Source organism: Chryseobacterium sp. UF-81, from assembly GCF_058245105.1.
On record NZ_JBSIBX010000009.1, the window covers coordinates 73,958 to 91,458 of the forward strand.

At 37.5% G+C, this 17,501-nt stretch carries 19 protein-coding genes; 4 read left to right on the forward strand and 15 right to left on the reverse strand.

From position 1 onward, the window contains the following. A complete protein-coding gene (locus AC4IFE_RS13295; RefSeq protein ID WP_490757667.1) occupies positions 1–825 on the forward strand; it encodes a phage tail-like protein in 825 nt (274 codons plus the stop codon). Between the two features lie 10 nt (positions 826–835). Further along, positions 836–1,630 carry a phage tail-like protein gene (locus AC4IFE_RS13300; protein WP_490757668.1) on the forward strand — a complete coding sequence of 265 codons (795 nt, stop codon included), beginning with the start codon at positions 836–838 and terminating at the stop codon, positions 1,628–1,630. A 42-nt stretch (positions 1,631–1,672) separates the two neighbouring features. Here AC4IFE_RS13300 and AC4IFE_RS13305 read toward each other — a convergent pair whose 3' ends face one another. After that, positions 1,673–2,713, reverse strand: coding sequence for an NAD(P)H-dependent glycerol-3-phosphate dehydrogenase (locus AC4IFE_RS13305; protein WP_490757669.1), 1,041 nt, complete (start codon positions 2,711–2,713; stop codon positions 1,673–1,675). Between the two features lie 229 nt (positions 2,714–2,942). Between AC4IFE_RS13305 and AC4IFE_RS13310 the strand changes: the two genes are divergently transcribed. Further along, the gene (locus AC4IFE_RS13310) at positions 2,943–3,974 is read left to right on the forward strand and encodes a M23 family metallopeptidase (protein WP_490757670.1); all 1,032 of its coding nucleotides are present in this window, start codon (positions 2,943–2,945) and stop codon (positions 3,972–3,974) included. Positions 3,975–4,378: 404 nt separating this feature from the next. On the opposite strand, the gene AC4IFE_RS13315 is transcribed toward AC4IFE_RS13310, so the two are convergent. The 5 genes from AC4IFE_RS13315 to bamJ form a co-directional block, all read right to left on the reverse strand. Beyond that, entirely contained in the window at positions 4,379–5,554 is a 1,176-nt protein-coding gene (locus tag AC4IFE_RS13315) for a MoaF-related domain-containing protein (protein WP_490757671.1), read from the reverse strand. Between the two features lie 18 nt (positions 5,555–5,572). After that, positions 5,573–6,226 (reverse strand): NAD(P)-dependent oxidoreductase, encoded by a 654-nt coding sequence (locus AC4IFE_RS13320; RefSeq protein WP_490757672.1) that lies wholly within the window; start codon positions 6,224–6,226, stop codon positions 5,573–5,575. 60 nt (positions 6,227–6,286) lie between these two features. Beyond that, a complete protein-coding gene (locus AC4IFE_RS13325; RefSeq protein WP_490757673.1) occupies positions 6,287–6,697 on the reverse strand; it encodes an Rrf2 family transcriptional regulator in 411 nt (136 codons plus the stop codon). 66 nt (positions 6,698–6,763) lie between these two features. Then, positions 6,764–7,714: a hypothetical protein gene (locus AC4IFE_RS13330; RefSeq protein ID WP_490757674.1), complete on the reverse strand. Its 951-nt coding sequence runs from the start codon at positions 7,712–7,714 to the stop codon at positions 6,764–6,766. Positions 7,715–7,954: 240 nt separating this feature from the next. After that, positions 7,955–8,389 carry a BamJ family beta-barrel-assembly machinery protein gene (bamJ, locus tag AC4IFE_RS13335; RefSeq protein ID WP_490757675.1) on the reverse strand — a complete coding sequence of 145 codons (435 nt, stop codon included), beginning with the start codon at positions 8,387–8,389 and terminating at the stop codon, positions 7,955–7,957. A gap of 399 nt (positions 8,390–8,788) precedes the next feature. Here bamJ and AC4IFE_RS13340 point away from each other — a divergent pair, with 399 nt between their 5' ends. Then, positions 8,789–9,793 carry a catalase family protein gene (locus AC4IFE_RS13340; protein ID WP_490757676.1) on the forward strand — a complete coding sequence of 335 codons (1,005 nt, stop codon included), beginning with the start codon at positions 8,789–8,791 and terminating at the stop codon, positions 9,791–9,793. Positions 9,794–9,863: 70 nt separating this feature from the next. Here the strand turns inward: AC4IFE_RS13340 and AC4IFE_RS13345 are convergent, their stop codons facing one another. The 9 genes from AC4IFE_RS13345 to AC4IFE_RS13385 form a co-directional block, all read right to left on the reverse strand. Continuing rightward, the gene (locus tag AC4IFE_RS13345) at positions 9,864–10,277 is read right to left on the reverse strand and encodes a nuclear transport factor 2 family protein (protein ID WP_490757677.1); all 414 of its coding nucleotides are present in this window, start codon (positions 10,275–10,277) and stop codon (positions 9,864–9,866) included. Between the two features lie 4 nt (positions 10,278–10,281). Next, positions 10,282–10,809, reverse strand: a complete 528-nt coding sequence (locus AC4IFE_RS13350; protein ID WP_490757678.1) for a TetR/AcrR family transcriptional regulator — start codon at positions 10,807–10,809, stop codon at positions 10,282–10,284. 167 nt (positions 10,810–10,976) lie between these two features. Continuing rightward, a complete protein-coding gene (locus AC4IFE_RS13355; RefSeq protein ID WP_490757679.1) occupies positions 10,977–12,020 on the reverse strand; it encodes a TerC/Alx family metal homeostasis membrane protein in 1,044 nt (347 codons plus the stop codon). A gap of 174 nt (positions 12,021–12,194) precedes the next feature. Next, entirely contained in the window at positions 12,195–12,803 is a 609-nt protein-coding gene (locus AC4IFE_RS13360) for a TerD family protein (RefSeq protein ID WP_276734628.1), read from the reverse strand. A 61-nt stretch (positions 12,804–12,864) separates the two neighbouring features. Continuing rightward, positions 12,865–13,662, reverse strand: a complete 798-nt coding sequence (locus AC4IFE_RS13365; protein ID WP_490757680.1) for a hypothetical protein — start codon at positions 13,660–13,662, stop codon at positions 12,865–12,867. Positions 13,663–13,828: 166 nt separating this feature from the next. After that, complete coding sequence (locus AC4IFE_RS13370; RefSeq protein WP_490757681.1) at positions 13,829–14,998, reverse strand: toxic anion resistance protein; 1,170 nt, start codon at positions 14,996–14,998, stop codon at positions 13,829–13,831. Between the two features lie 2 nt (positions 14,999–15,000). Then, positions 15,001–15,558, reverse strand: a complete 558-nt coding sequence (locus tag AC4IFE_RS13375) for a TerD family protein (RefSeq protein WP_111959107.1) — start codon at positions 15,556–15,558, stop codon at positions 15,001–15,003. Continuing rightward, complete coding sequence (locus tag AC4IFE_RS13380) at positions 15,548–16,372, reverse strand: phosphoribosyltransferase family protein (protein WP_490757682.1); 825 nt, start codon at positions 16,370–16,372, stop codon at positions 15,548–15,550. Before AC4IFE_RS13380 ends, AC4IFE_RS13375 begins: the two co-directional genes overlap by 11 nt. A gap of 7 nt (positions 16,373–16,379) precedes the next feature. After that, positions 16,380–17,048 carry an HAD family hydrolase gene (locus AC4IFE_RS13385; RefSeq protein WP_490757683.1) on the reverse strand — a complete coding sequence of 223 codons (669 nt, stop codon included), beginning with the start codon at positions 17,046–17,048 and terminating at the stop codon, positions 16,380–16,382. Positions 17,049–17,501: the final 453 nt, after the last annotated feature.

The following is a 17,501-nucleotide window of genomic DNA, read 5'->3' on the forward strand; positions in this document are numbered from 1 at the left end:
ATGAAAAAAAATTATATCTTACCCTTATTATTAGTTTTTGCTAATATGATGTATGCCCAAGTAGCTATCGGGCAAACCAATGTTAATAGCTCCGCAGTATTGGAAGTGTCAAATATTACCAACAAAGGAGTCTTACCACCAAGAGTTGACATCATCGATATCCTGAATAATACGGCACCTGTGAACTCACCTGCAGATGGCCTGATTGTCTACAATAAAGGAAATACAATAGCTCCCGGACTTTATATTTGGAAAAACAGTAAATGGAACCAGATAGCAGACACCTATAATCTGGTCAGTTATCTGGTCCTGCAAAGATCCACAGATTACACTGTGCTGGGAGGCCTTGCCAACGGTACCTACAAAAATTTCAATGATGCAGCTTTTACAGTTGTTTCTAATGATATTGGTGCATCTTACAATTCCGGAACCGGACTTATTACATTACCAGGAAACAGCGGTTATCTTGTAAATCTTTGTTTAGACATAAGAGATATACAGGAAAGTACGACCGCAGGCATAGGAGGAACTCCTCTTCATGTGCATCAATACACGCTAAAACTTATAGATCCGGGCACAGGTACCCAGTACGGAAAGACACTCAGCATCAATGCGATGTCTATTGCAAGTAATAAAGTACATACGCTTAATTTGAGTTTTTCGTTTGTGACTTCTTCTGCAACACCTATCAATCTTTTACCGGCTATTGCGCACGCAGCAGGAGGTACTTACCAGTCCGGAACAGGAGGTACTGCCCCTAATAACGGAGAGATCATTATCACCAATGCAAAAGTGGATATTCAAAGATCTGCACTAAACCAATAATTAACACGAAATGAAAAAATATCTTCATACAATCTATTTCATATTAGCTTTTTTATCATTTAATATGAAAATAAGTGCCCAAGTCGGTATTAACACCAACACTCCAAATGCCAGCAGTGTTTTAGACATCACTTCATCCAATAAAGGGGTTCTTTTTCCTCAATATGATTTAACAGTTCTGAACAGTACTTCTACCCCGGTTGCCAGTCCGGCCGAGGGATTAATGATTTATAACAAAGGCGGAGCATCTACCTACCCTAAAGGATACTACATCTGGATAAGAGGCCAATGGCAGAGAGCGATCCTTGCAGGATCAGAGCCACAGATTATGTCGCTTACCAACATCACTGTTACGAACCCTAATATATTGATTGCAACTAACAGCTCTAATAATGTTGTTCCCAATCTTGTAGTGGGTGTTAATAAAATTGCAGGAGCCTCACTTGCTGCGGACAAATCAACGATTACCCTACCGGCGGGAACTTACATTTTCAGATATTCTACCGATACTGTTACTGATACTAATAATACAGGACCAGCAAACACAACTTATCTGTCAAAGAACTTTGTCTGTACCAGGTCTTATCTGATTAATGCTGCTACCAATACGAATTTGACAGAATTTAACAGAACATGCCAGCTGAGCGATACTTTCACTTTTTTCCAGGGAACATTCTTTTTAAAACTGGTTGTGCCTACGACAATCAAACAAAAATTTGAATTTGATACGGGAAATGGTTTTACCGCAAGTAATCTATTGGTCAGGTCTTCCTTTTCTTTAACAATTACTAAAATGGCTCAATAATTTTCAAAACAATAAGGCTTTAAATAATTAAAGCCTTATTGTTTAGTTTAGTTTTGCAGTCAGCTTTTTGAATTGCTTTTCTGCATTTTTGCCTTCATAAAGAATTGCATAAATCGTATCAATGATCGGAAGCTTCAAATGTTTTTGCTTCGCTGTTTTATAGATGGAATCTGCGGCATAATATCCTTCTGCCACCATGTTCATGGACTGGATTGCAGATTTTACGGTATATCCTTTTCCGATAAGGTTTCCTAAACTTCGGTTTCTTGAGAAAAGAGAGTACGCCGTTACCAGAAGGTCACCCAGATAAGCACTTTCATTAACGTCTCTTGGGGCCTCGTATACAGCTTCCAGGAAGATTTCCATTTCACGGATCGCATTGGAAACAAAAACAGCTGTGAAGTTATCACCATAACCGAGCCCGCTTGCTATACCCGCGCCAATTGCAAAAATATTTTTAAGGATGGCACTATACTCATTTCCTAAAATATCCTTACTGGAATGTACTTTGATAAAATCTGAACTGAAAATTCCTTCAAGCTTTTGGGCCGTTTCATCTTCTACAGCAGCAACGGTAAGGTAAGAAAGTCTTTCCATAGCGACTTCTTCTGCATGGCATGGCCCTGCGATAACAGCCTGGTTTCTGAAACCTATCTTAAATTCATCCCTTAAATAATGCGCTACCACATCATTTACTTTAGGAATAATCCCTTTAATGGCGGAAACAAAGATTTTATCACCATATTCACAGGTTATTTTATCCATGGTATCCGACAGGTAGATGGAAGGTGTGGCCAAGACGATCACATCGCAGGCACTCACCAGCTCGTTGATATCTGTTGTAAGCTTTAGACTTTTAAGATTAAAATTAACTGCTGTAAGATAAGAAGGGTTATGCCCACGGAGTTCAATAGCTCCTTTTACGAATTCACTTCTTACGCACCAGTGCACTGTTTTGCAGTTTTCAACAAGCATTTTTACGATAGCGGTTGCAAAACTTCCGCTTCCTACTACTCCTACAGAAATGTCTTTCTTATTCTTTTTTGGATGAGAAGATTCTGAAATTATTTTCTTTTTAGCCATAATTGGAATGTGAACTGCAAATATATTAAAACAAAGACGGAACGCAGACTTTGGAGCTATGATAAAAAGCCACTTTCTGAAAAAATTAACACTTGAACACAATTAAATATCTAATCAGACGTTAAATACAGAAAAAACTAAGTTTTCTTTAAAAATATCCGTCAAAGAGTATTTTTAATTAAATTTGCATGCTTAAAAAACCGTTTTGTAATTTACTAAGAGAAGAAAAATGAAGAAATTTCTAAACAGCAAGAAGAACGTGAATATTCTCCTGGGAGGACTTTTGCTAGTAGTTTTTGCACAGGCGATCCTTATCGCCAGGTTATTTTCTGATAAGGATGACAAGCTGTATGAGGTAAACCTTGTTAAAATAAACACTGAGAAAGACAGTGTAGATTATTTAAAAATGAAAACTGATCTCACCATGGTAGATCAGACTGTAGCTGAGCTTAATTCTTTCCTGAAATCCAAAAACATTACAGACCAAAAGCTGATGATCCTGAGTAAAGACAGCATCTCCAATTCTGTATATCTGGCCAAGCAGGCCAACCGCTACAGCCAATATTTAATGAATCTTCAAAAAAAACTGATGGAAGTTCCTCTGGGAATGCCTACCGACGGGTATATCTCCTCTAATTTTGGCATCAGAAAAAATCCGATTCCTTTTAAAACCGTATTTGCTTCTGTAAAGTCAGGCGCTGCTGCAGAATCTAAACCGGCAGTCGCTGCAGCTCCAAAACCGGAAGTAAAAGCTGAGCCTGTTGAGAAAATTATCGAATTAACGGACAGCTACGGCAATAAAAGAGAGGTAAAAGTAATGGTGACTCCAAAAGCGGCACCTGCTGCTCCGGCCCCATCTTCCACTGCTGCATCAACAAAAGCTGTTGCCGGCAATACCTCAACGAAAGCTCCTGTGGAAAAGAACAATCCACCTGCTGAAGCCGACCAGATGCAGTTTCATAAAGGACTCGACATTGCGGTTGCATTCGGTTCAGATGTGAGAGCTGCCGCTGCCGGAACTGTGATTTTTTCCGGTCAGAAAGGAGGATATGGAAACTGTGTTATCATATCCCACGGAAACGGACTTGCTACACTTTACGGTCACTTGTCACAGCTGGTATCAAAAGTAAATGATAAGGTAAAGGTAGGACAGGTTATTGCCAAATCCGGGAATTCTGGGCGTTCTACCGGACCTCACCTTCACTACGAAGTACATAAAAACAACACTCCGGTAAATCCGAAACTGTTTATGAATTTATAAAAAAATGGCTGTCTGTACGACAGCCATTTTTTATTGATATTATTCAAAGACTAAAGTCTGAGAAATTTGGTAAGGTTTACAGAAAACAAACAGCTCTTTTAACCATTAAGACCTTATTAAGTTTTTAAGAAGATTAAGATAAGCTTCGCTTTATGCAAAACTGTCTTAAAAAATCTACCTGATTTTCTTAACAAAGCTTAACTTCTTCAATAATTTTAATGGTTCAGAAAAAATTTGAGAGCATTTTTATTTAACGCAAAATTTATCATATGAACTGTAGATGTAGGAGGCAAAGACAGGAATCAATACATTGATTCGATGAAGCGGATGGTTTCATACTGTTGATATGCGTGTGAACCATTTATAGCAAAAAACTGCCATCTTGTGACGGCAGTTCTTATTTATTATTTCAGAATTTTAAGTGTTCCTTTCAGGTGAGTGAATGATCCGTTGGGTTCTGCAATATTGGTGTAGATTATATTCTTATTGTAATCCTGAACATGGGTGACATTAGACCCTAATTTAGGTTCGTGCCAGTATACCATAAAAACATTTTTCGCCACTTCTACAACATTGTACTGTACAGTATCCTTACTGTCTTTTACATTTTCGGAAACTCCTCTAAAAGACATTTCTTTGTTATCTTTAAAATCGAGGATAAATTTAAGTGTTCCGAAATCAACTTCCACTTTGTTTCCTATCGCCGGATAAGGAGACTTCAGATCCCAGTCCATTTCGCCAAAGAAAACTTTTGCTCCCATTCCCAGCTCATCCGTTCCATGAAGATCAGGATATTTTTTAACCATAAAATCTATAACAGCAGCAGATGTTTTATTTTCTGTGACTGCTTTTTTATAGTTTTCCAGATAGTTTTTAACGAAATCCAGAGATTGCGGAGACAGAGACTCTTTTGCAAAATGAGAAGGGACAACCTGTACAGGCTTTAGGGCTTTCATGGCATCAATCTGTCTGATCCACTGATCAATTGCTTTGATATTCTGGGTATCAGCCATCCAGATATGAGAATCCACAGAAACAGAAATGCCGCCGGCCACTGTTTTTAAAAATGGAATCCATACAAAACTGTGAGCAGGATCTTCCACATTCTGTTTTATCTCGATCTTATTTCCTTCCAGGTCCGGAATTGCATCGGCCGCTTCGGGAATAATGATCTCTGAAGGAGCATCCTCTTTCAGCTGTGGCTTCCATACGGCCATTTTTTCATCTTTGGATGCGGATATAAGGTAGGCAGTCTGTGCTGTTGAAATGATCTTTGCATTGGGAAATGCTTTTTTGATAACATCCAGTCCAAAATAAAAATCGGGGTCACTGTGAGAAATAAAAACTGTTTTCAGGTTTTTTCCTGTTGCTTTTATTTCTTTGACCAATTGCTCTGCATACTGCTTCTGAAACTGGGCATCGATAAGCACCGCGTCTTTATCTCCATAAATAATGGTGGAAGTGATAGGAAAGATAGCTTTAGGGCCGGGATTGTAAACCTTAATCTTTAAATTTCCTGCAAACACTATGCTTACAAATCCCAGCAGTGCCAGCAGTGATAATAATTTCTTTTTTAACATTGTTTATGTTTTAGTGAATTAATAAGCTGCTGTAAAACGCTCACGGATATGGTTATTCTGCTCCAGCTCGTCTACCAAAACAGCAGCTACATCCTCAACAGAAAGACGGCTTCTTCCATTTTCGTCAAAAACAGGGGTTTCTAAAGATGTTCTGTACTTTCCTGTTCTCTCTCCTACATTGGCCTGATTCATTTCAATAGCAGGGCTGAAGAAAGTCCAATCCAGTGCACTGTTTTCTTTGATTTTGTTTAAATAATCTCTTGCTGCCGTTGCACCCGGTTTGTACGCTTCAGGGAAGTCCGGGGTATCCACAATCTGTACATTGTCCGGTGTGTAAAGGCTTCCGGCTCCGCCAACGACGATAAGTCTTTTTACGCCTGACTGCTCTACTGCTTTTTCAATATTGATAGAACCGTTCAGAAAATCGTTGTAGAGATTTGGATTCGTCCATCCTGCATTGAAAGCACTAATCACGGCATCACTTCCTTTTAAAGCTTCTGCAAGTTCTTCTGTATTGTTTACATCAACACTTTTTGCTGTTACATTTTCCTTTGTTTCTACTTTAGAGGCATCTCTTACCAAAGCTTCCACAGCATATCCTCTTTCTGCTAATTCATCAACTACTTTTTTTCCTACAAAACCGGTCGCACCGATTACTGATACTTTTTTCATAATATTTTATTTTAAAATTAAATTGTAATAAAACCTGTTACATTTATGGTTAAAAAAATTTTATTCGAACTGCTCCGAAAATTCTTTCAGGGACTTATCGCCTAAAAACTGACTAACCAATAGATCTGTTTCTTCAAATAAGGTATTTAAATGGATATTAATCTCTTTACCAACACTGCATGCAGGATTGGGATTCTGATTTTTCTTGCCCAGAACTTCTGTATTTTTCACAGCTCTGTAAATCTCCGAAATACTGATCTGATCTGCATTTCTGGCAAGCTGGCTTCCCCCGTCTTTACCCTGTCTGCTGGCAATGAGGCCTGCTTCTCTCAATACACTGATCTCTTTTCTGACAATGGCCGGATTGATATTGATGCTCCCTGCCATCCATTCAGAAGTGAGCCACTCCTGAGGACTTTTCGCCAATAAGGTCATGATATGTATTGCCGTAGCAAATCTTGTATTGTTCATTGTAATTACAGTGCAAATGTAAGCAAATTTTTAAATGTAACAAATTTCATTACAGTTAAATTTTTCTTAAAGGATCAATTTATCCAGATCCAGGAGCAGATAATTGATATTCTGGTTAATGGTTCTTGTTGCAGACTGCATCTGATTCAGCATGGCAGCACGGTTATGAAGATCATCTGCCCGGTAAAAGCCCCCATCACTGAAAATGACAGACTGATCAGCTGCTGCTTTATTGTCATCAAACTGATAATGAAGCCATCTTTCCTTCATATTGCCGATTATAGAATGAGTTTCTTTATTGGAAAATTTTTTCTCCGTATACATATACCAGATGAATGGCGGAAAATTCGGAGATTCCAGTTTTTCTCTCCAGATGTCTCTCAACAGGTTTCTCTGATGAATAAATTCTACTTTTTTGCCTTTCGGATTAAGGGTTGCAAGCCCAAAGCCTGCTCCCAGCACTCCTCCACTGATGTCAACGGCATTACTCCAGCCTCCATCACTGATGATTCCTCCGGCCACAGATGCCGCCGCTCCTGTTACAATAGAGAGCAGAATCAGCTTATTATTTTTGGAATCATTTAGATTATCCACATAATTTCCAATCTGTGTCACTCTTTCCCCTTCACAGTCAAATTCCGCAGCTACGGCATCCAGCTCTGTAAGGGCGATTGTAATTTTGCTATTGATCCTGGTTTTAAGCTGCAGTACTTTAACCTGAGAAGCAATGGATGAATCTTTTTTAAGATCAATGATTTCATGAACCTCATCCAGATTATCCAGAGCATTAAGAATAAGGATGCTCTGATCGGAAAACAGACCCTGCAGCTCTTTATTGGCCACAAGAATAGAATCCGCATTATACGATGGGATTCTGTTGCTGTAATTGTATTTGAAAGGTGCTTTACAGTAACTGTCCTTCAGCGTAAGGATATTTTGTTTAATCACCTGATTCTTTTTTGAAACACAGGAAGTCAGCAGGCTGAATATCACCAAAAGGTAAAAGAGTTTTTTCATTCAGTTTATATTTTTTCTTTGTGTAATAGTGTTGGGAATCGCAAAGACGCAAGAGAGTAATGGTTTACTTTTTTAAGGCACAATGATTTCTGCATATTTTGTACACCATCTTTCGGGGCTCCCTGGAACCTCAGAAAATTATAACCATCTTTATTCTTTGAAATTGATCAACACGAATATAGTACAAATAAAAAAAATTACCCGAATCCAGGTAATTTTTTAAGCTATTTTTAAGCAGAATTATTTTATATCCAACAGCTCTACTTCGAAAATCAATGTAGAATTCGGCCCGATCTCTTTACTGATCTGCTGATCTCCATATGCCAGGTGCGGAGGAAGGATCAGTCTCCATTTACTTCCGACAGGCATTAACTGAAGAGCTTCCGTCCATCCTTTGATCACCTTGTTTAAAGGGAAAGATGCAGGCGTTCCTCTTTTTACAGAGCTGTCGAAAACCTTACCGGAAATGGTAGTTCCGTGGTAATGGCATTTTACTGTGGATTTAGGTCCTGGTTTTGCCCCGCTTCCTTCGGTAATGATCTCATACTGCAAACCGCTAGGCAACTGTACAACGCTTTCTCTCTTACCATATTCTTCCATATACTCTTTACCGTCATTAAGATTCTTTTCGGCAAGTTCTTTTTTCTTTTTAAATAACATATCTGCTACTCCCATTGTTGATATTTTTTTACAAAGATAGGAGTTTTGGAGAGAACGGAAGAGGGAAGCCGGTGGATGGGAGTTATGGTGGTGGGTGGTAGGGTAAGAGTTATGGGTTGCGAGTTTAAGGGGCAATGTATAATGTATAATGTATAATGTATAATGTATAATGTATAATGTATAATGTATAATGTATAATGTATAATTAAAAAAATAAATTTAAAAGCCTTCCGGTTAAAGGGTAACCATGAGTTCTTACAGCTTCCTCCTTCCATCTCCCCTCCTTTTTTCTAAATCATAGAATAGCAATAACTTGAACACCCATATCTCTGTCTGCCGCAAAATTCAAATAATTTTAACATTGGGTTAACGCGGATTCGGAAACTTGGCGTTATAATTGGATTTAAAAACTAAATGCCACAACCACTAAAATATAATAAGAAATTCGATGAGCTTAATGAAGAGGAAAAGAAACTTCTCGAAATCAATAAAAAGTCGATTGCCGATTTTGTTGAACAGTCCTCTTCTATAAGCGATGTCAACTATGCCACCAGAAACGCCCATGCAAAAACGTATGCAGCAGCTGATGGCTCATTCATTATTGATAAAAATATTCCTGAAGATCTTTTTAAGTTTTTCGACAGTGAAAAATTTGATCTGACCATAAGGATTTCGAATGCCAATCTGAAAATCAATACAACTGAAAAAGATATTCCTGCTTATGGATTTGCAGCTAAAGTAAAGGATGAAAACGGTGGATTGATCGCAAATTTTCCACTGGTTAATTTTCCTTTATTTCCAACCAATTCCGTTTCTCATTTTTTGAAACTGTTTACTGCTGTAAACCGATTGTATATGAAAAAATGGAGAGGTGTGTTCTCGCTGGCCGCTCAGTCTGTGAAGATGATTCCTTATTTTTTTACGCTGTCTTTTTTCAAAAATATTGTAAAACTTCTGGGCAAAAGGAATGATTTTATCCTGTCTTTTGATTATTATTCCGTAGGCGCTTACCGTCTTGGTGAGAATATGATCAAGATAAAACTGGTTCCGAGGTCCGTCGATAAAAAATTTGGCAGGAAATTAAAGATGAAAGATGCCTTAAAAAACTATTTCCAGGATAATACTTATACAGCAGAGGTTTTTATACAGTTTTGCTATAATCTGAAAGACCAGCCCATCAACCGACTGAACGTAGAATGGAAAAATGCTCCTTACATTAAGGTCGGGGAAGTGATCATCAACCAGGGAGCACTGCTTGATCCCCGTGACTGTACCAATGAACTGCTTTCATTTAATCCCTTTGAAAGCAAATCTTTTTTCCAGCCTGTCGGCAAGATACAGAAGCTGCGTGATGAGGCTTATAAGGTTTCTTTGCAGACCAGAAGAAAGATTAATAAGTTGCTGAATAGGCATCAATAATCAGGATTTAATTATTAACAGGTTAAATTTTTTCTATAAAAGACTGCTATTCTGAGCAGTCTTTATATCGTTATTTAAGTTTCCGGTCTTCTTCTTTGATGCTTACATCATTGATACTTGCATATCTTTTCTGCATAAGGCCATTCTCATCAAACTCCCAGTTTTCATTTCCGTATGCTCTGAACCAGTTTCCGTCATTGGTCTGATATTCATATTCGAAACGGACGGCAATACGGTTGTCTGTATGGGCCCAATATTCTTTTTTAAGCCTGTAGTTAAGCTCTCTTTCCCATTTTTTTTGTAAAAAAGCAACGATTTCCTCTCTTCCGTTAATGAAAGTATCCCGATTTCTCCATTCACTGTCAGGAGTATAAGCTTTGGATACTTTTTCCGGGTCCTGGCTGTTCCATGCATCTTCAGCCATCTGTATTTTTTCTATTGCCGTTTCAAAGGTGAAAGGCGGAAGTGGGTGTTTCTGTTCCATTTTTTTAAGGAATTAAATTGTTGATTATTTTTTTTGATCTTTCTATTAATTCATTGGATTTAAAAAGCTGAGTTTCTATAATGCAGCTTTCAAACAATAAATAGATATGGTCTGACAAAGTATCATCCTTCAACAGCTCTGTGAAATAATGTCTAAGTTCTGTTTTATGATGTTGGATGACGTTTAAAATTTCAGCATCGTCCATGGGGATTTCAGACAAAATATTCAGGAAACTGCATCCCTGAAAATTTTCTTTCTGATTCATATGGATCAGAAAATCAAAAGACCTCAGGATTCTCTGCTTAAGGTTTTCTTCATGTGAGCAAAAATGATTTAATTCATCGAACCAGTATCGGTGCCTTACATTCAGATATTCTACACACAGGTCATCTTTAGATTTGAAATGCTGATAAAAGCTTGCTTTTGCTACTTTAGCTTCAGAAATAATCTGATTGATGCCCGTAGAATTATATCCCTGCTTACCAAATAAGCCGGTAGCCGTTTGAACAATTCTTTCTCTTGGAGATGTCATACTTATGAATTTACAGGACAAATGTACAACAAAACTTTAAAACAGACAGACTTGTCTGTACATTATTTAGAATTTTATTTTCAGGTAAAAAAATCACTGGTCTGTAATAAAAAAGCTCCTGAAATTAAATTTCAGGAGCTTTTATTTTTAAGAAAGATTCTTAATATCTATTTATCTTCCAGTTTCTCTTTTCCCTCATCTTCCTTTTCAGGGAACATAATGGATAAAAGAACAGAAAGCAATAATACTCCTCCAACGATTCCCAATGAAACCGGAGATGAAATATGAATCCATGGTGCAATCAGCATTTTTATCCCGATAAATGAAAGGATAATGGCCAGTCCGTAAGAAAGCTTGCTGAACATGTGGATAAAATTCGCCAACAGGAAATATAAGGATCTCAATCCTAAGATCGCGAAAATATTTGATGTATAAAGGATGAACGGATCATTGGAGATGGCAAAGATCGCCGGAATAGAGTCTACCGCGAAAAGAACATCGGTAAATTCAATAACCCCTACCACTACTAAAAGTGGTGTTGCCATCTTGATTCCGTTCTGAATGGTGAAGAATTTATCTCCATCATAATTATCGGAAACTTTCCAGAAACTTTTGATCAGCTTTGCACCAGCCGTATTGCTGTAATCTTCGTCATCATCACCATCGCCGTCGCCCCAGGATTTGATCCCGGCATACACAAGGAAGAGACCGAATAGAGCCATTACCACATTGATCTGTACTGCTTTTCCGAAAATATTCATTTCAGGAAGATACGTCAGGTTAATCAGTCCAACTCCGGCAAAGATAAATATCGCTCTGAATATCAATGCCCCAATAATTCCCCAGAAGAGAACTTTGTGGTGAAGGTATTTCGGAACTTTAAAGAACCCGAAAACAAGGATAAATACGAATAAGTTATCCACAGAGAGGGCTTTTTCAATCCAGTAGGCAGCCTGATACTGCGTAAATTTCTCTACGGCCAGGGCATGGCTTTCAGGACTTCCGTCTGTATTGAATACCCAATACACCACACCGGAGAATACCATGGATAATGAAATCCATACGATAGACCAGATGGTAGCTTCTTTGGACGATACTTCATGGCTTTTTTTGTTGAATACTCCTAAATCCAGGAGCAGCATGATAACAACTGTTACCGCAAATCCCCACACCAAGCCCGGGTGCAATTCTAAAATACTTTGATGTTCCACTTCAGTTTATGTTATTATATGATAAAAGCAATAGATGTACGGTATGCACAAATATTGCTAATTTTTAATGTTTTTATTTGATATCAATATTATAAATAGGCTTTGGCTCAAGCCTGTAAAACTATTCATTTTTTTCGAATGAACCAAAGCCCATTCTTACTGATTACCTATTGATTATAAATAATTGGCCTGAACAGTCTGGATCGTCTGTTCCAGTTTTCTGTCCGAAGTAGGATCTCCGATCGCATTGAACTTCCATTCTCCGTTTCTTTTGTAGAAAACACCCATTACCATGGCAACATGCCCTTTGAATGAAGCATCGTTGGCGATATCATATTTAGCGAAAACCTCTCTTACATTGGTAGGAGTTCCTTCATAGATACGGATAGATGCAAAAGGAATTGTTCCGAAATCCTGTCCCTGATAACTGTTCAGTACCAGTGCAACGTGTTCTACATTCGGTTCAAGCTGGCTGAAGTCTATCGTGATCACTTCATTGTCCAGTCCGTCATCCCCGTTTACGTCTCCGGTAAGGTCGTCCCCACTATGTTTTACAGAACCGTTTCTTGACTTCAGGTTTCCGAAATAGATTACTTCTGTAAGCGTTTTGTTTGAATCAAATAAGATACAGCTTCCGTCTAAGTCTACGGCTTCTTTTTTAGTTCCGAAAAGTCCTTTTTTCTCAATTGCCCCCCAGTTGATTCCCACACAGGCCTGGGTTAGCTCGGCACCGTTTTCCTTTTTCAGGTTGATTCTTTGACCTTTTTGTAAGTTAATAGCCATTTTTTTATGGTTTAGTATTGTTATTTTATTGTTGAGCGAAATGATTAGTTTTCTTTCCGCTTTAATTATTATTTAAATTTAAATTAAGCATAGCACGCAGAATATTTGTTTCTTCATCAAAATCGAATATTTTGCTCATAATATCTATATTTTCCAGGTTTTTAAGATAGTCTTTCAGCACATTTTCCACTTCTGCAGGAAGCATTCGCTTTCTTTCGTTGATGGAATTTTCCAGCAGCTCATTTTTATTTTTCAACTGATTGATGATTGTTGTCTGGTTCGACTGGTTCTCGGAAATATCAAGTTTTTCCAGATCACCGTCAAACAGGTAGAGCTTTTTTTCATCAATGCCAAAAATAAAATAATCATCTGACTGAAATATCCTGAAAAGCTCATACTCATAGGTCCCGATCAGATAGCCGCAGACAAAACGTACCTTAAAGTTCTGGATATTCAGCCTTCCCAGGAGTTTTCTTTCTATCGTATAATCTTTATACTGATAAGCTGGAAAAGGCTGGGATTTCAGCTGTTCTTCATCTGCATGGGTTCTGTAGAACTCCTTCCCGTATTTTTTATGGAAATACAGGACCTTGTTCCAGTCTGCCGTAAAGATATCTTCGGTAAGATCTTTATAGAGTACTTTCAGATGCTGGGAAAATATACCGCTGTACATCTTCCGCTCAGTCTGAAAGCTGTCTCCGCGCCGTTCTTCAAAGCCTTCAATATATTTATTATTAACGCCGATTTCGTTGATCACAGCCAGCATATCATTTTCCTTCTGCCTTTTTATTTTGGTAAGAAGTTCTATAAGGCTGTCTGTATACTGCAGGTGAAAAAGTTCCAGCTTATGGTAGTCCAAAGTTTTATTTTCTTGAAATAAATTGTGTATAATATCTGTTTTGATGTAAATAGATATGATATCAATATGTTCAAAAAAATTAGCAAGAAGTTTAAGCTTTGTTAATCTTCTTTTACTCTGAGACATTATGGTTGCTGCATCATCCCCCACCTTGGTATTCTAATTATTAACCTCTGACGTTTGCTTTTAATTCATGCTCCAGTGTCTGAAGATCCTGATCCAGTTTTCTTCTGCCTTCAGCGCCTTGCTTTTGGATCTGTTTCACTTCATTCAATGTATTGATCAACATGGAAGTGGTTTCTCTCAAGGTTTCTACAGATACTATAGTCTGTTCGTTTGCTCTTGCTACATTCACTGAATTCTGACCCAAACGTTCTGCATTTTTCTTAAGGATTGCTTCCGTTGTGGAAGATACCTTCTGCTGGATCTCGATATTCTGCTGCTGTCTGTACATCGCCACCGCCAGCGAAAGCTGGTTTTTCCAAACCGGAAGTGTTGTGGTAAGAATCGTCTGTGCCTTTTCAGCAATAGAAACGTTGTTATTCTGTACCAGCCTGATCTGTGGAAGTGACTGCATCATAATGATACGCACCACTTTAAGGTCAGCCATTCTTCTGTCTAATCTTGCAATAAAATCTCTCTTATCAGCAATCTGATAATCCTGGTAGCTCTGCGGGTCGGCTTCCATTTGGGCCAATTCTCCTGCAGCTCTTTCCATTCTTACATTTCCTGCGATCACAAGCTCTTCGATCTGCTTGATGGAATTTACATTGCTCTCAAAAATCGTCTGAAGTACAGCATTGTCTTTGGTAGAGGTGATAATTCCTGCGTTTACTTTATGAGCAATCTGTTCGATGTTGTTGATGATCTTATCATATTTCGCGAACAGATTTTCTACCTGCGAAACAATTTTTTTCATGAACGGGATCTTGCTCAGGAAGCTTTTCACTTTATTTTGCTGAAGTTCATCAACATCAACGTAATTAAGTTCTACCAAAAGATCATTGATAAGCACTCCCACTTCTCCTGAATTGGATCTTCTTACATTTCCTAAAAAGCTGTCACTCTGGTTGGATAATGTTTTCTGAAGCTCCGCTCCATAATTCACGATGGAACTTGGATTGGTTTCATCAATAGAATTGGCAAGAACCTCATATTTTTGGCGTTCTTCCACCTGCAGCTGAGTCAGGTTTACATTTCCTTCTTTATCCACAAGAACCGCAGGCGCTGTATTTTGTACAGGCTGGCTCGGTGGAGCCAATGGGGTGGGTTCGAATGTCTTAAGAGGCTCAATTGATCCCATCGGATCTATAGGTTGATTGTCCTGGTTGTCCATAATTACTTTTGATAAATTGATACGAATTTGTCAAGGCCGTCTCTCTGACCAGCTCCGACAGCTTCAAATTTCCATTCTCCGTTTCTGTTGTAGATTCTTCCGAATTCCACTGCAGTTTCAATAGAGAAATCCTCGTCTAATTCATATTTCAGGATTTCTTCGTTGGTATCTGTATTGAAAATTCTGATAAAAGAATTTCTTACCTGCCCGAAGTTCTGTTTTCTTGCATCAGCATCGTGAATCGTTACCACTACTGTAATTTCCTGAATTGCTGAATCTATTTTTGTAAGATCGATCTTGATCTGCTCATCATCTCCTGAACCTTCTCCTGTAAGGTTGTCTCCTGTGTGGATCACAGATTTGTCCGGAGATTCTAAATTATTATAGAAAATAAAGTGATTGTCTGATACTAATTTTTTGTCCTCGCCCAGCAAAAATAAAGACGCGTCAAGGTCAAATGCTGTTCCTGTAGAAGTATTATTGATATCCCATCCTAAACCTACAGTGAATTTAGGTGCGTTAATGTTTTCTCTCTGTCCTTTTTGTAAGTTAATAGCCATAATATAGTTCCGTTTGTGTTAAAGTATTGATGTTATTTTCGTATTCTTTTATTAAGTGATAATTATTGCTGATCGCCAGCTCCAGAAGCAGGTCCATCTGTTCCTTTTTTACTTTAGACGTAAGATAGTCAAAATTACTTGAATCCAGGCCTAAAATATATTTTACGATCCTTGTATTAAATTCAAAACTTGGCTTTGCCATTACTTCTGCAACGTGTTTGATATTTTTCACCGCATAATAATTGAAAAAGTTTTCAATTGTTGGATCGATATCAAAATTCATTAGCTCCGCATAGTAGAGGAATATAAAATCTGCTTCTACATGATATTCGTTCAAGATTCTGTTCACCGTATATTCATGGCTTCCCGTGATTTTTATATCGTCTATAAAAATACAAAGTTTTCCGCGTAAAAAATCCTTATCGATATAATAAGTATCATTGGCGATCAGGTTTTTACGGTCTTCAAAATTAAGGTTTCCATAATCCGTAATATAGGTATGGTTACGGTTGATCTTGGATATAATACTGGATCTCATTCCTTTCTGAAACAGGTACAGGTCCAGATGCTTTTTAAAGAAAAAACATAAAAAATTAGAAGCCGTAGGAATAGCCATATATGGACTTGGAAGAACCACGATCTCTTTTTCTGTATTTAAAAGATCTGCATGTTCTGCGATAAATCCGTTGAATAATTCTTTAGCAAACTTTTCGGCATACGACTTATCGCCATACTTGAAATAGCTGTATTCTGCGGGTGAGAAACTGAACTCATCTGCAGAATGAATGTGGTGTAAGCTGTATCTGTTATTCATATTAATATTAGTGTTTAAGTAGGTGTGCACTGAAGCCGAAATCTTTCGCGCCCTTATAATCTGCCACAGGATTATCCCCAATATGGAGGATACGGTGCATCGGAAGCTCCTGGTCCTTAAGGTTATTCTTTACTTCCTGAAAAATAAGAGGATTCGGTTTTGAAATATTGATCTCATCAGAATAAATGTGAAAATCTATATATTGATCCAGCTCTTCCCGGATCAGAAATTTCCTCATCGTTTTTCCTTTGATAAATCCGGTATTACTCAAAATATTCACTGTTTTACCTTGATTTTTAATCTGATCAAAAAACTCTTTTATATTTTCGAAAATGATAACCGGTTTATATTCTAAAAACAGTTCTTCACTTTTAAGATAGAACCCTTCCAGTTTTTCCTTATTTATTTGTTTTATATCAACATCCAATGAACCGAGGATCATTAAATATATTTCAAAAGTATCAATATTTCCTCCTGTAACCTCATTGATCGTGTTGCACAGATCATCGTAATATTTTACGGTTTTCGCAACTTCGTCAATGGGTTTGTCAATATCAAAAAACGAGGAGAACAGCTCAACTCTTTTTGTTTTAAATTCAGGGTGAGATTTGATTAGGGTGAGCCACAAATCAAAAGAAAAATGACAGTGGTTGTGAATGTCGATATCCGTTTTCAATAGTTTTAAGTTAAAAGTTTTATTTAGCTTTCTTGAAAAAGATTTAAATTATTTAATCATCAACAAGTGTTTAATTGGGTATTATTTCCAAAGATAAAATTTTTCTTAGAAAAGCATTACCTACTTCTCTGTTTTAAGAAATTTTTATGAATTTCTGTCTACTTTTCTACTGATTATAGCCAGACTTAACAATTTGTTTAAATTCAATTTTTAAAAATTTCTTCAAAAAAAATTTTGTCAATTAAAAAATTTATCTAATTTCGCAACCGATTAAAAATCAACAATGTCAACAACAATGATAAATATAATAACTTTAAGTAACCCTGTGAGAGCTGTGTACTCTGGCAGCAATCAATATTTATCTGAATAGTTCCTTAGATCTTTTATTACTAAAAATATATTGAAGACCTATCTGTTCAGATGGGTCTTTTTTGCTGCCTTATTTTCAGACCT

Bases quoted from the DNA above. Each gene is read 5' to 3' on its own strand.
- AC4IFE_RS13360 (WP_276734628.1), bottom strand. From the start codon at position 12,803: ATGGCTATTAACTTACAAAAAGGTCAAAGAATCAACCTGAAAAAGGAA.
- AC4IFE_RS13305 (WP_490757669.1), bottom strand. From the start codon at position 2,713: ATGGCTAAAAAGAAAATAATTTCAGAATCTTCTCATCCAAAAAAGAAT.
- AC4IFE_RS13330 (WP_490757674.1), bottom strand. From the start codon at position 7,714: ATGAAAAAACTCTTTTACCTTTTGGTGATATTCAGCCTGCTGACTTCC.
- AC4IFE_RS13340 (WP_490757676.1), top strand. From the start codon at position 8,789: ATGCCACAACCACTAAAATATAATAAGAAATTCGATGAGCTTAATGAA.
- AC4IFE_RS13345 (WP_490757677.1), bottom strand. From the start codon at position 10,277: ATGGAACAGAAACACCCACTTCCGCCTTTCACCTTTGAAACGGCAATA.
- AC4IFE_RS13310 (WP_490757670.1), top strand. From the start codon at position 2,943: ATGAAGAAATTTCTAAACAGCAAGAAGAACGTGAATATTCTCCTGGGA.
- bamJ (WP_490757675.1), bottom strand. From the start codon at position 8,389: ATGGGAGTAGCAGATATGTTATTTAAAAAGAAAAAAGAACTTGCCGAA.
- AC4IFE_RS13320 (WP_490757672.1), bottom strand. From the start codon at position 6,226: ATGAAAAAAGTATCAGTAATCGGTGCGACCGGTTTTGTAGGAAAAAAA.
- AC4IFE_RS13350 (WP_490757678.1), bottom strand. From the start codon at position 10,809: ATGACATCTCCAAGAGAAAGAATTGTTCAAACGGCTACCGGCTTATTT.
- AC4IFE_RS13300 (WP_490757668.1), top strand. From the start codon at position 836: ATGAAAAAATATCTTCATACAATCTATTTCATATTAGCTTTTTTATCA.
- AC4IFE_RS13295 (WP_490757667.1), top strand. From the start codon at position 1: ATGAAAAAAAATTATATCTTACCCTTATTATTAGTTTTTGCTAATATG.
- AC4IFE_RS13325 (WP_490757673.1), bottom strand. From the start codon at position 6,697: ATGAACAATACAAGATTTGCTACGGCAATACATATCATGACCTTATTG.
- AC4IFE_RS13375 (WP_111959107.1), bottom strand. From the start codon at position 15,558: ATGGCTATTAACTTACAAAAAGGACAGAGAGAAAACATTAACGCACCT.
- AC4IFE_RS13380 (WP_490757682.1), bottom strand. From the start codon at position 16,372: ATGAATAACAGATACAGCTTACACCACATTCATTCTGCAGATGAGTTC.
- AC4IFE_RS13370 (WP_490757681.1), bottom strand. From the start codon at position 14,998: ATGGACAACCAGGACAATCAACCTATAGATCCGATGGGATCAATTGAG.
- AC4IFE_RS13315 (WP_490757671.1), bottom strand. From the start codon at position 5,554: ATGTTAAAAAAGAAATTATTATCACTGCTGGCACTGCTGGGATTTGTA.